At 60.7% G+C, this 12,490-nt stretch carries 12 protein-coding genes; 8 read left to right on the top strand and 4 right to left on the bottom strand.

Annotated elements, in window-relative coordinates:
• Positions 1–88 precede the first annotated feature (88 nt).
• Positions 89–310 carry a PLDc N-terminal domain-containing protein gene (locus TU73_RS02895; RefSeq protein WP_043050188.1) on the bottom strand — a complete coding sequence of 74 codons (222 nt, stop codon included), beginning with the start codon at positions 308–310 and terminating at the stop codon, positions 89–91.
• Between the two features lie 305 nt (positions 311–615).
• Between TU73_RS02895 and TU73_RS02890 the strand changes: the two genes are divergently transcribed.
• Positions 616–792: a con-10 family general stress protein gene (locus TU73_RS02890; RefSeq protein WP_057010893.1), complete on the top strand. Its 177-nt coding sequence runs from the start codon at positions 616–618 to the stop codon at positions 790–792.
• Between the two features lie 262 nt (positions 793–1,054).
• On the opposite strand, the gene TU73_RS02885 is transcribed toward TU73_RS02890, so the two are convergent.
• Both TU73_RS02885 and TU73_RS02880 read right to left on the bottom strand, forming a co-directional pair.
• On the bottom strand, positions 1,055–2,404 hold the full coding sequence (locus TU73_RS02885) for an LLM class flavin-dependent oxidoreductase (protein WP_057010892.1): 1,350 nt from the start codon (positions 2,402–2,404) through the stop codon (positions 1,055–1,057).
• On the bottom strand, positions 2,401–3,384 hold the full coding sequence (locus TU73_RS02880) for an ABC transporter substrate-binding protein (RefSeq protein WP_057010891.1): 984 nt from the start codon (positions 3,382–3,384) through the stop codon (positions 2,401–2,403). Before TU73_RS02880 ends, TU73_RS02885 begins: the two co-directional genes overlap by 4 nt.
• Positions 3,385–3,713: 329 nt before the next feature.
• On the opposite strand from TU73_RS02880, the gene TU73_RS02875 reads away from it, so the two are divergent.
• A complete protein-coding gene (locus TU73_RS02875; RefSeq protein ID WP_057010890.1) occupies positions 3,714–4,583 on the top strand; it encodes an isocitrate lyase/PEP mutase family protein in 870 nt (289 codons plus the stop codon).
• A 23-nt stretch (positions 4,584–4,606) separates the two neighbouring features.
• Here TU73_RS02875 and TU73_RS02870 read toward each other — a convergent pair whose 3' ends face one another.
• A complete protein-coding gene (locus TU73_RS02870; RefSeq protein ID WP_057010889.1) occupies positions 4,607–5,083 on the bottom strand; it encodes a winged helix-turn-helix transcriptional regulator in 477 nt (158 codons plus the stop codon).
• Between the two features lie 106 nt (positions 5,084–5,189).
• Between TU73_RS02870 and fabF the strand changes: the two genes are divergently transcribed.
• The 6 genes from fabF (at position 5,190) to TU73_RS02840 (ending at position 12,489) form a co-directional block, all read left to right on the top strand.
• Positions 5,190–6,458, top strand: coding sequence for a beta-ketoacyl-ACP synthase II (fabF, locus tag TU73_RS02865; RefSeq protein WP_057010888.1), 1,269 nt, complete (start codon positions 5,190–5,192; stop codon positions 6,456–6,458).
• Between the two features lie 71 nt (positions 6,459–6,529).
• A complete protein-coding gene (locus tag TU73_RS02860) occupies positions 6,530–6,910 on the top strand; it encodes a RidA family protein (protein WP_043050195.1) in 381 nt (126 codons plus the stop codon).
• Between the two features lie 244 nt (positions 6,911–7,154).
• Positions 7,155–8,048 (top strand): bestrophin family protein, encoded by an 894-nt coding sequence (locus TU73_RS02855; protein WP_057010887.1) that lies wholly within the window; start codon positions 7,155–7,157, stop codon positions 8,046–8,048.
• A 70-nt stretch (positions 8,049–8,118) separates the two neighbouring features.
• Entirely contained in the window at positions 8,119–9,177 is a 1,059-nt protein-coding gene (locus tag TU73_RS02850) for a HEAT repeat domain-containing protein (RefSeq protein ID WP_057010886.1), read from the top strand.
• A 142-nt stretch (positions 9,178–9,319) separates the two neighbouring features.
• Entirely contained in the window at positions 9,320–10,819 is a 1,500-nt protein-coding gene (locus TU73_RS02845) for an ATPase domain-containing protein (protein WP_057011313.1), read from the top strand.
• The gene (locus tag TU73_RS02840; protein WP_057010885.1) at positions 10,819–12,489 is read left to right on the top strand and encodes an ATP-binding protein; all 1,671 of its coding nucleotides are present in this window, start codon (positions 10,819–10,821) and stop codon (positions 12,487–12,489) included. Before TU73_RS02845 ends, TU73_RS02840 begins: the two co-directional genes overlap by 1 nt.
• The last annotated feature ends 1 nt before the right edge of the window (position 12,490 follow it).

The raw sequence follows: 12,490 nt of genomic DNA, 5'->3' as shown, positions 1-12,490 counted from the left end.
GCCAGCGTGCATAGTCTTGCGAGGGCACGCTGGCAGGGTTAGTTCAGCTTCATTTGCGCCCATTCGGACCAGCGCGCCGTCACCGCTTTCACCCCTTGCTGTGCTCCGGCGACGACGGGCCTTTAGTTACGCCACGGGGGCCGGCCACGCTCCATATCACCGCGCCGACAAATGGCAGCACCACCACCAGCGCAGTCCATCCGGCCTTGGTGCCCGAGGTTTTGTCGCTGCGCCATACACTATTGATGATCCACAGGTCGAGTAATACGAGGATGACTGCCAGGCCTATCCAGAAATACGTGGTTTGCATGCTGCACCTCCAGGTCAGTGATGCAAGTTAGGTCAAGGACGGGTGCGAGAGGTTCAATATAAAGGCAACTAAGCGAAGCGGCCGTTGACCCTATCGATTCAGTTTCGGCGCGTTTGAATCGGTCGCAAAAGTTATACGAAGCGGTGCGAAGAAACGCTGACTTGTATAAGTTTTTTGCACTGCACTACCATTCATCGCCGCGCCGAAAAATTTTAAAAACGTTTTCTCGGTCGCTCTTCTCGAAGTAAATGCCCGCTGTATCAACGGGCAACTAGCGAAACGACACTTACTTTTGGAGTACGATCATGACCACGAGTAATAAAAACCCTGGAAACTTCGCCAACGATCACCAAAAAGCTTCCGAGGCAGGTAAGAAAGGTGGCCAGGCATCTGGCGGTAACTTTGCCAACGACCGTGAAAAGGCGTCGGAAGCCGGCCGTAAAGGTGGGCAACAAAGCCATGGCGGCGGCCGCAAGTCGTAATTGACGCGACGGTGGGGGCGGCAGTGCCGCCCCTTCTTTTCGACAGCAAAAGTTGAACATGCAAGCGCCAGTCGATGTGCAGCCTGACGACTTAGCTCGTGAGGTTATTATGGAAGCACGCACCGAACCGAAAACGGCAGTGCGCCCGAACACGCACTCATGTTATGAACACTTACAGGTTGCCAAACAGGCTGAAATCAGTGTTGGTAGTGAGCGTGCGCTACCTTTATGCGAAAGCACTTATAACCACCACTCATTGTAATTAGTCTGGGCAAGACTGCGCCTGGACCCGGCCCGGTGTACAGGTTGGTATCGACAAGCCCAGGCTCTCACGCAACGTCGAGCCTTCATACGCCGTGCGGTAGACACCGCGATCCTGCAGCAACGGAATGACTTCCCGGGTGAATCGATCAAACTGCCCAGGGTGCCCGATATAGATATTGAACCCATCCACGGCCCGCGCTTGCAGCCAGCCAGCCATTTTCTCTGCGACCGTGGCGGCGCTGCCAACGAAGGCGCCGGGGCGCAGTTGCCGGCCAAACTCGACGGCTTGACGCAGGGTAAAGCCTTTTTCCCCGGCGTGATCAGCGATGCGCTTGGCCGCAGTGAAAAAGCTGCTGCGCGCCGCCTCCAGGCTCTCTTGGGGGAATGGCGCATCCAGGTCGTACTGGCTGAAATCATGCCAACCGAAGTTACGTCCGAATTCCTTGAGTGCCAATTCAAAGCTATGGTCGAGCTGATGGTAGTGCTGCTCGATTTCCCTGGCGTGCGCATCGGTATCGCCCACGTAGATTTCTGCCCCGGGCATGATCAATAGCTGCTCCGGATCGCGCCCCCGTTGCAGCGCCCTGCCCTTGATATCCCGGTAAAACGCCTGGCCCTGCTCGATGCTGGCCGCATGGGTGAAGATGACATCCGCCGTGGCGGCGCCCAGGTCACGGCCGGGCTCTGAGTCACCGGCCTGGAAGATCACCGGCTGGCCCTGGGGTGAGCGCTGGATATTCAGCGGCCCGACCACGGAGAAATGTTCGCCCTGGTGATTCAGGCTGTGCAGCTTGCTCGGGTCAAGAAACTGGCCGGTGGCGCGGTTGCGCACAAAGGCATCTTCTTCGTAGGAGTTCCACAAGCCCTGCACCACTTGCACATGTTCGGCGGCGCGGCCATAGCGCGTGGCGTAGTCATAATGTTCATCGCGGCTGTAATTGCCCGCAGTGCCGGCATCGCCGCTGGTCACCACGTTCCAGCCGGCGCGGCCTTTGCTGATCAGGTCCAGGGACGCCAGGCGCCGGGCGACGTTATAGGGTGAGTTGTAGGAGGTGGTCAGCGTACCGACCAGGCCGATATGCCGGGTGCTCACCGCCAGTGCCGATAACAGCGTCAGCGGCTCCAGTCGATTGAGGTAATGGGAGGGCGAGCCTTCGGTGATGAACTGGCTGTCGACAATAAACATCAGGTCGAACAGCGCCGCCTCGGCCTGGCGCGCAATCTCGATGTACCAGTCGACGTTGACGCTGGCATCGGCCGGCAATTGCGGGTCAAGCCACAGGTTATGCCGGCCCGGGCCGCCGCAGCCCATGGTCAGGGCGCCGAGTTTGAGCTGTCTTTGAGTCATTGTGCATGGGTTCCTTGAAGCGTCCCGGGCTGGGCTTCGGCTACGGCGGGCTGCAAGGACGCCGTGAATGAAGGGTCGAACAGGGTGGCGGCCGGGTAGGACTTGACCAGACCTTGGCTCGCAAAAAACTCCACGGTCTTTTGCGCTTCAACAGGCGTCTGGGCCGTCAGTGGCTCGACGGTGGTGCGTGCACGGGCAAACCAGGCGCGGGCGATGTCAGCGTCGGCACGGGTGCGCTTGGCCCAGGCGTCGGCATACGCATTGGCGTTGGCCGGGTTCTGCCGGGCCCAGTCACGGGCTTTTTTCAGGCGCTGGAGAAAATCGCTGATGGGCCCACGCTTGGCCTCGACGGCACCGGCGTTGGCGGCAATGAAGCTCTGGGCGGGGATCAACCCTTCAGCGGTCGCCAGTACCCGCGCACCTTGGCGCTCCTGTTGCGTGACGTAGGGTTCCCAGGTGGCGATGACGTCAACCGAACCGCCTTCCAGCGCATGGGATGCATCCAGTGCACTGAGGTAGCGCCATTGCAGGGTGTCTGGAGCCACCCCCGCGTTGTCCAGCGCGGTCAGCAGCAATTGCTGGCTCCAGGAGCCTTTCCAGATCGCTGCGCGTTTACCGGCAAGATCGGCCAGGCTATGGATCGACGATTCCTTTTTCACCAGGATCGCCACGCCCTCGAGGTTCTGTCGGCTGACCGCGATCACCTTGATCGGCGCGCCCAACGCGCCCAGAAATAATACCGGCGCATCCCCCAGCAGACCTATATCCAGGCTGCCGACGTTGAGTGCCTCGGCCACCGGGGAGCCGGCGGTGAATTGCTTCCAATCCAGCGTGTAGGGCAGATCATCCAGCACCCCCGCCGCTTCCATCACGGCCTGGGCGTTGTAGCTCTGGTCGCCGACGACCAGGGTTTGTGCCTGTGCCGTCAGGCACAGCAAGGCGGCGGTCAACCCCGCCGCCAGTGTTGTCAGGTAACGCACGTTCGTCTCCAGATGCCCGGTCAGGGCCTTTCAAGTCGATCCGCGCGCGCGGTCTCGGCAATGGTTGTCAGGGTCGATACGATGAGGTTCCAGTGACCAGGTGTAAAATACTTATAATGCATAACGTAATTCTTTAATAATGCATGCATTGCATTTAACCGGTTGCCTGGCTGACGTGTCCATCGTCACCCCTTTAACCGACCCATCATGGGCTCGCTACGCGGGCCATGCTCAAACGTCATAATCCTGCGGGCGTCTGCGTGGTAATCTCACGCCACCACGAATAGACATTGATCGTCACTTGACGATGACCAAAGCCAGGAAAGAACATGCCCAAGATTTCTCACTCAGCGCTACGCCGCAACTTCCGTGACCTGCTTGCAATGCCCATCTGCGTTGAAACCGCTTCCGTATTCGACCCCATGTCTGCCCGCATCGCGGCCGACCTGGGTTTTGAGGTCGGGATCCTGGGCGGTTCAGTCGCTTCCCTGCAGGTACTGGCGGCCCCCGATTTTGCGTTGATTACCCTGAGTGAGTTCGTTGAGCAGGCCACCCGCATTGGCCGTGTCGCCCAGTTGCCCTTCATTGCCGACGCCGACCATGGCTACGGTAACGCCCTGAATGTGATGCGCACCGTCGAAGAGCTGGAACGTGCCGGCGTTGCGGCGCTGACCATTGAAGACACCCTGCTGCCTGCGCAATTCGGGCGTAAATCCACGGATCTGATTTCGGTCGAGGAAGGCATCGGCAAGGTCAAGGCCGCCCTTGAAGCGCGGGTCGACCCTGAGCTGTCGATTATTGCCCGCACCAACGCGGGTGTGCTGCCCACCGCAGACGTGATTGCACGCACCAAGGCCTATGAAAAGGCTGGTGCCGATGGCATTTGCATGGTCGGGGTCAAAGACTTCGAGCACCTGGAGCAGATCGCAGAAAACCTCACCGTGCCGCTGATGCTGGTGACCTATGGCAACCCGCAACTGCACGACAGCGAGCGCCTGGCGAGCCTGGGTGTGCGCATCGTAGTGGCCGGGCATGGCGCCTACTTCGCCGCGATCAAGGCCACCTACGACAGCCTGCGTGCGCAGCGCCAGCTGACCCATAGCACCTCAAACCTCAGTGCGACGGAATTGACCCACACCTACACCTTGCCTGAGAGCTATGTGGCGTGGGCCGAGGAGTTCATGGACGTTAAAGAGTAATTATTGTAGCGGTACTGCTTGAATCACTCAGGGCTCAGCCGCTTGCGCATGCCTGCGCTGGCGGCCGGACCGGCCTGTACGAGGCACTGGTCCAGCGGCACCACCGCACCTTCAGCCGTTGCCATCATCGGCTGCACAGGACGGCCGGTCTCACGCTCCACCACCTCCACACTGGCGCCCTCCTCGGCGTAATGCCGGTTGCCCCACGCCACCAATGACATCAGCACCATACGGAAGTCCTCACCCTTGGCCGTCGGCACGTATTCGTAGCGTGGCGGCCGCTCGCTGTAGGCGCGGCGCTCCAGCATCCCCGCCTCGACCAAGCCATTGAGTCGCCGGGTCAGCATGTTGGGCGCGATACCCAGGCTGCGCGAGAACTCATCGAAGCGCCGTAAACCGTGCAATGCGTCACGCATGATCAAGATGCTCCACCACTCCCCTACCCGCTCAAGGCTGCGGGCGATCGGGCATTCGTCACTGATGAGGGATTTGCGCTGCATAAGAAGTCCTGGGTGCGAGTACACACTTGTGTGGCGCCATGTTACTTTCATGATGATAGTGACGTCCACAGGCTAAGTATCCCTCAAGCAACAGGAGTCGATTGACATGAGTAAACGTATCGTCGTGACGGGCATGGGCGCGCTGACGCCGTTGGGGTCGAGCGTGGAATCCACGTGGCAACGCTTGCTGGACGGCCAGTCGGGCATCCGTCGTTTGCCGCAGGAATTAATCGGTGACTTGGCGATCAGTATCGGCGGCCAGGTGCAAAGTGTGGAGCAAGACCCGGAAGCCGGATTTGACCCCGATCGACTGTTGGCGGCCAAGGAACAGCGCAAGATGGATCGTTTTATCCTGTTCGCCCTGGCGGCGGCGGATGAAGCCTTGAAGCAAGCCGATTGGGCACCGAAAACACCTGAGGAGCAGGAGCGCACCGCAACCATCATCGCTTCCGGTGTCGGTGGTTTCCCGGCGATAGCCGACGCGGTGCGCACCACAGACAGCAAAGGCCCGCGTCGTTTGTCGCCATTCACCATTCCATCGTTTTTAAGCAACATGGCCGCCGGGCACGTGTCGATCAACTACGGCCTGAAGGGTCCCCTGGGCGCGCCGGTGACCGCGTGTGCGGCCGGCGTCCAGGCCATCGGTGACGCAGCGCGCATGATCCGCGCCGGGGAGATCGATGTGGCGGTCTGCGGCGGTGCCGAAGCGGCAATTCATCGGGTCAGCCTTGCCGGCTTTGCTGCAGCACGGGCGTTGTCCAGCGCGTTCAATGACGCGCCGGAGCGTGCTTCGCGACCCTTTGACCAGGCACGCGATGGTTTCGTGATGGGCGAAGGCGCCGGCATCCTGGTCATCGAGGAACTGGAACACGCCCTGGCACGCGGTGCGCAGCCGATTGCCGAGCTGGTGGGGTATGGCACCAGTGCAGACGCCTATCACATGACGGCCGGGCCGGAGGATGGTGATGGCGCGCGTCGGGCGATGACCCAGGCGTTGCGCCAGGCGGGCATACAGGCATCGCAAGTGCAGTACTTGAACGCCCACGCCACCTCCACGCCTGTAGGGGACAAAGGCGAACTGGCGGCGATCAAGACAGTCTTCGGTACCGGCGGCAGCCCGGCCATCAGCTCGACCAAATCCGCCACCGGCCACTTGCTCGGCGCGGCTGGGGGTATTGAAGCCGTGTTCACCGTGCTTGCCCTGCGTGACCAAGTCGCGCCGATGACGCTCAACCTGGACAACCCTGACGCCCTCGCCGACGGCCTGGACATGGTGCGCGTTGCGGCGCGGCCCATGCCGATTGAATATGCGCTGTCCAATGGCTTCGGCTTTGGCGGCGTGAACGCCAGCGTGCTGTTCCGACGTTGGACATGATCAAGGGTTTGCCCCTGGGGTAAATTTCGCGGACCATGGCGCCTTTGTGTTCCTGCCAACAAGAGGTGCCCATGGCCAACCACGACCTGTCCTACACCCCCGACCCGGATGCCGACTCCATTTCCTCCGACGTGATCGGTTTCAACGGCATCCTGGTTTCCACCCAAGTGCCAACCCGCGCCGACGGCAGCCTGGAGCTGGGCGATATCACCCTGCAAAGCGAGTGCACCCTGCAAGCCTTGAAAGTCGCGCTGGAGAAAGCCGGCAGCTCCATGGACCGGGTCATGCACCTGACCATCTACCTCACCGACATGGCCGACCGTGCAGCGTTCAACGAAGTCTACAAGCGCTTTTTCGCCAAGCCATGGCCGGTGCGCGCTGCGGTGGGCGTTGCTGCGCTGGCTGTGGAAGGCATGCGTGTCGAAGTGACGGCAATGGCAGCCAAGGCCTGACAGCCACCGAGTATTCGCCTGATGTGCCGCGAACCCAATGTGGGAGGGGCTTGCTCTCGCGTCAAACCACGCTGGCCGGAATTCTGCTGGACCGTCGCCACAGACTCAGGCTCACGCCAACGTTGTGTCGTTACTTATGCCCTCCCTCTGATCGATCCCAATGATCAGATGGTTGACCCAAGTGATTGGACGCTCTGCCTGCCAGCTTCTAACCTGACGGCCCGCACCATCACAGAAACCTGCCATGATCGTTCGTCCAAAGCCCAACCTCCTGGGTATCCTGTTTTCCCTCAAGGGCTCGATTGCCAAGCGCATTGCCTGGCGCAGCCTGATGGTCACGCTGCTCGCCTCAGTGATCGTGCTCGTGGAAACCCTGCACCCGGCGTACTTTTCCAAGGTCAACGCCACGCCGTTCACCTTGCTGGGTTTGTCGTTGTCGATCTTCATGAGTTTTCGCAACAATGCCTGCTACGACCGCTGGTGGGAGGGCCGCAAACAGCTTGGGCAAATGATCATTGAGGTGCGTTCGCTGATCCGCGAAACCCAGGTGCTGGGCGACACCGTCGAGCGTGCCGGCTTGTTGCGCGGCCTGTGCGGTTTTGCCCACGGCTTGATCGCTCATCTGCGCCATGAAGATGAAGCCCGCGCGATAACACCCTGGATAGCGGTGCAAGCAAGCCACCCCAACCTGCCTGACAGCGTGCTGCAAAGACTCGGTGCGCGGTTTTCCACACTGGTCAGCCAGGGTGTGATCAGCGAGTGGCGCTACACTCAGTTGGAAACCCGGCTGGTCAGCCTGAGCCAGGTGCAGGCGTCGTGCGAGCGCATCAAGACCACACCGCTGCCTTTCCCCTACACCCTGCTACTGCACCGTACCATCTACCTGTTCTGCATCCTGCTGCCATTCGCCATGGCCGAGCCGCTGGGCTGGCTGACGCCGGTGTTCACCGCCATCGTCAGCTACACCTTCTTTGGCCTGGATGCGATCGGCGACGAATTGGAGGACCCGTTCGGCTTCGACGAAAACGACCTGCCGTGCGACGCCATCCTGCGTACGCTGGAGCGCGAGATCCTCGCGGCCCTTGGTGAAGACGAACTCCCCCCTGCCCTTGAGCCGCTGGATTTCGTGCTGACCTGACGCCGGTTTGACACCCGCCTTGCACTGACCGAAGCTTGGGGCTTTGCTGCTCAAGCTTTCGGACACCCGCATGTCAAAGTCACGCCGTTATTCCATCATCGGCCTGTGTGCCCTGTTGCTGGTCGTACTGGTCATCTGGTTTTTTTCCCGCACCGCACCTGTCGTCGTGGCACCGGCCATTGCCCATGGTTATTCCAAGGCATTGAAGCAGGCACACAACGGCGAACCGGGCGCGGCGCGGGTGTTGTATCAACAGTTGGGGCGCCCGGACCTGTCGCCTGAACGCCGCGCCGCCTTGCACGCCGAGCTGCCCAATTACCCCAGCCCTCAAGCACTTAAGCTGGCGGATAAAGACCTGGCCAATGAGTCGCCCTTGGTGCGCGAGGCCGCGATTCACAGCATCGTCGGCCTGGTACCCAGCGGCCAGCGCACCTTGCTGCTTGGCCCGGTCCTGGATGATCCCGAACAGCCAGTGCGCTTTGCCGCCGCCAATGCCTTGCTCGGCCTGTCGCCGGATACCCTGGGCTTGTATTTCGGGCCCCTGCAGCAGGTGCTCGACGAATTTGTGAAAACCCTCAAGGCCCAGCCCGAGACCGCCGAAGGCTGGATTCAACTGGCGCGCCTGTACATCCACAGCGCCCTGTTGCCGCAGGCACAAAACGCCCTGGAGCAGGCGATGCGTTTGCAGCCGGATAACTTGCAGGCGGTCGTGTCGCAGATCGAATTGCTGGACAAGCAAGGCAAGAGCGACGAGTCGCGCCAACTGTTGGCGCGGCAATTGGCGGCGCACCCGGAATCGGCCTACCTGCAGCATGCCTTGGGCATGTGGCTGCTGCACCATGGCGAGCGCCCGTATGCGCTGCTTGGCCTGTCGAAGGCGGTGGAGCTTGCGCCGGACAACCAGGATTACCGCTACGACCTGGCCACTACCCTGCATGCCCAAGAGGAAGTCGAGGCTGCCCAGCGCCAATTGGAAGAAATCGTCCAGCGTAATCCGGCCAACCGCAAGGCCCGCGTGCTGTTGGTCAACTACTGGAAAGAAACCGGGCAACTGCAGAACGTCCAGGTACTGCTCGCGCAACTGGAGCAGCAGAACCCGGACGACCCGGCGCTGCAACAAGGCCTGTAGGCGCCAGCTTGCTCGTGCCGTACCGGGCGGCCTTCTGCAATTTTTACGAAACGTTGAACCGCCACTGGCCACTACGGTCAAGTAAATATGGCGCGTCCCTCTCGGCGCGCCCCTCTACTTGTACGTGACCCGAGGGCACTTCTTGTCTACATCCAAAGAGCTGTTCAGTGAAAAGGCGGCCACCGGCATCGAAGGTCTTGATGACATTCTTGCCGGGGGGCTATCGCGCAGCCATCTGTTCCTCCTGGAAGGCGAACCCGGCACCGGTAAAACCACCGTGGCGCTGCACTTCTTGCAGGCCGGCGCGCAAAACGGTGAACGCTGCTTGTATATCACCCTGTCGGAGACTGAGCACGAATTGCGCCAGGGTGCCAAGTCCCATGGCTGGGACCTGGATGACAATATCTTTATTTTCGAATTGACCCCACCGGAGAGCCTGCTCAACGCCGAGCACCAGCAAAGTCTGCTGTATTCCTCCGACCTCGAACTGGGTGAGGCCACCCGCCAGATTTTTGAAGTGGTAGAACGGGTCAAGCCGACCCGCGTGGTGGTCGACAGTCTCTCGGAAATCCGCCTGCTGGCGCAAAGTTCCCTGCGCTACCGCCGGCAGATCCTGGCCATCAAGCATTACTTCGTACGCTATGACGCGACCGTATTGCTGCTGGACGACCTGACCACCGAATCCCTGGATAAAACCGTGCACAGCGTTGCCCACGGGGTGATCCGCCTTGAGGAACTGACCCCCAACTACGGTGCCGAGCGCCGCCGCGTACGGGTGGTGAAATACCGCGGCCAGAAATACCGTGGTGGCTTTCACGACTTCACCATCATGGGCGACGGCATCCACGTGTTCCCGCGCCTGGTGGCAGCTGAGCATCGTGGCGGCTACAACCGCCAGACATTGACCTGTGGCATCCCGGAACTGGATTCGCTGCTCGGCGGCGGTATCGAGACGGGCTCCAGCAGCTTGATCCTTGGCCCGGCCGGCACCGGCAAGTCGCTGATCTCGATGATCTTCGCGGCGGCCGCGGTGGCTCGTGGCGAGAAAGCCGCATTGTTTATCTTCGATGAAGAACTGGGCCTGCTGTTCGAGCGCATGAAAAACATGGGCATCGACCTCGCTGCGATGCAAGGCACCGGCAACCTGCTGATCGAGCAGGTCGACGCCGCTGAGTTGTCCCCCGGAGAGTTTTCACACCGGGTACGTCGCTGCGTGGATGAAGGCGGCATCAAGACCGTGGTCATCGACAGTATCAACGGCTACCAGGCTGCCATGCCGGAAGAGAACGCGCTGATTCTGCACATGCACGAGCTGCTGCTGTACCTCAATCGCCGCGGTGCCGCGACCTTCATGACCGTGGCCCAGCATGGACTGGTTGGCGATATGCAAACCCCCGTCGACATTACCTACCTGGCCGACACTGTGATTCTGCTGCGCTATTTTGAAGCCCTGGGCAAAGTCCGCCGAGCCATTTCAATCATCAAGAAAAGGACCGGCTCACACGAGTCGACCATTCGCGAATACCGTATCGGCAGCCGCGGCATGACGGTTGGCGAACCGCTGGAAAACTTCCAGGGTGTACTGCGCGGCATTCCGATTTATATGGGCGCCGGTTCCCCACTGCTGAAGGATGAGGGCTAGTGCCGGCTCTTTCTCCCGCCTCCGAGCGCGCCATCGTACTGGCACCCATGGGCCGCGATGGCTCATTGGCGCTGATGATGCTTAACGAAGCTGGCTACAGCGGGATCGTCGCCAACAGCCTGGCAGCCCTGTGCCAAGAGCTGACGCAGGGCGCCGGCCTGCTCATCATTGCCGCTGAGGCGCTACGTGGCGTAGATCTGGAACCCTTGCTTGAGCAGTTGCATCAGCAGCCGGCGTGGTCCGACCTGCCTATCGTGCTGATGACCCAGCATGGCGGCAAAGAGCAGAACGGCTCGACCCGCCTGAGCGGCTTGCTGGGCAACGTCACGTTTCTGGAGCGGCCGTTCCATCCCATCACCTTGATCAGCCTGGTCAGCGCCGCCCTGCGCGGTCGGCGTCGCCAGTACGAAGCGCGGGACCGGTTGATTGACTTGAGCGAGAGTGAGCTGCGTCTACAGCGCACCCTGGAAACCCTCGAACAGCAAGTAGAAGAACGCACAGCTCAACTGCGTCACAACGAAGAGGCCCTGCGCCAGTCGCAGAAAATGGAAGCCGTCGGCCAACTGACCGGAGGCATCGCTCATGACTTCAACAATATGCTTACCGGCATTATCGGTAGCCTGGAACTGCTGCGCCGGCGTGTAGCGCGAGGCAAACTGGATGACCTGGACAGCTTGATCGACCTGGGCGTGACCTCCGCCAACCGCGCGGCCAGCCTCACCCACCGACTGCTGGCGTTCTCCCGTCGACAATCGCTGGATTCCAAGCCCGTGCAGATCAACCAGTTGGTCACCTCCATGGGTGAGTTGTTGCAACGCAGTATCAACGAAAGTATCAGCCTGGACATGCGCTTGAGCGACGCCTTGTGGACGGCCGAGGCCGACCCGAACCAGCTCGAAAGCGCCCTGCTCAACCTGGTGATCAACGCGCGCGACGCCATGCCCGCCGGTGGCACACTGACCGTGGAAACCACTAACCGCCACCTCGACAGTGTTTTTACCGCCGCCTACGGCACCTTGACCCCAGGCGATTACGTAGAGCTGAGTGTCAGCGACAACGGCTGCGGTATTCCACAACACTTGATGGGCCGCGTGTTCGATCCGTTTTTCACCACCAAACCCATCGGCCAGGGCACGGGGCTGGGACTGTCGATGATCTACGGCTTCGCTCGCCAGTCTCGTGGGCATGTGACCATCCACAGCGAAGTCAACAAAGGCACTACGGTCAGCTTGTTCCTGCCGCGTTTTATTGGTGAGACCCAAGCCCAGGCGCCGCTCAACCCGACATTGCCGCCGTTTGCCAATGCAGGGGAAACGGTCTTGATCGTCGAGGATGACCCTGCCGTACGGGTGTTGGTCAGCGCCGTGCTCAAAGAACTGGGTTATGGATTTATCGAGGCCGGAGACGCGAACACGGCGGTTCCGATCATTGAGTCCGAACTGCGTATTGACCTAATGATCAGCGACGTGGGCTTACCCGGTATGAATGGCCGGCAACTGGCAGAAATAGGCCGGCAGATTCGCCCTGAACTCAAGGTGCTGTTCATTACCGGTTATGCCGAGCATGCAGCGGTGCGCGGTGGTTTCCTGGACCCGGGGATGCAGTTGATCACCAAGCCTTTCACCTTTGACTTACTCACAGCGAAGGTTCGGGAAATGATCCGGGCATAAA

The sequence above is a fragment of the Pseudomonas libanensis genome, assembly GCF_001439685.1.
GTDB lineage: Bacteria > Pseudomonadota > Gammaproteobacteria > Pseudomonadales > Pseudomonadaceae > Aquipseudomonas > Aquipseudomonas libanensis.
This window is presented reverse-complemented; position numbering and strand designations above follow the sequence as displayed.

What these genes read in the sequence shown, in the direction of transcription:
- TU73_RS02895 (WP_043050188.1), bottom strand. Translation starts at nt 310, where the DNA reads ATGCAAACCACGTATTTCTGGATAGGCCTGGCAGTCATCCTCGTATTA.
- TU73_RS02890 (WP_057010893.1), top strand. Translation starts at nt 616, where the DNA reads ATGACCACGAGTAATAAAAACCCTGGAAACTTCGCCAACGATCACCAA.
- TU73_RS02885 (WP_057010892.1), bottom strand. Translation starts at nt 2,404, where the DNA reads ATGACTCAAAGACAGCTCAAACTCGGCGCCCTGACCATGGGCTGCGGC.
- TU73_RS02875 (WP_057010890.1), top strand. Translation starts at nt 3,714, where the DNA reads ATGCCCAAGATTTCTCACTCAGCGCTACGCCGCAACTTCCGTGACCTG.
- TU73_RS02870 (WP_057010889.1), bottom strand. Translation starts at nt 5,083, where the DNA reads ATGCAGCGCAAATCCCTCATCAGTGACGAATGCCCGATCGCCCGCAGC.
- fabF (WP_057010888.1), top strand. Translation starts at nt 5,190, where the DNA reads ATGAGTAAACGTATCGTCGTGACGGGCATGGGCGCGCTGACGCCGTTG.
- TU73_RS02860 (WP_043050195.1), top strand. Translation starts at nt 6,530, where the DNA reads ATGGCCAACCACGACCTGTCCTACACCCCCGACCCGGATGCCGACTCC.
- TU73_RS02855 (WP_057010887.1), top strand. Translation starts at nt 7,155, where the DNA reads ATGATCGTTCGTCCAAAGCCCAACCTCCTGGGTATCCTGTTTTCCCTC.
- TU73_RS02850 (WP_057010886.1), top strand. Translation starts at nt 8,119, where the DNA reads ATGTCAAAGTCACGCCGTTATTCCATCATCGGCCTGTGTGCCCTGTTG.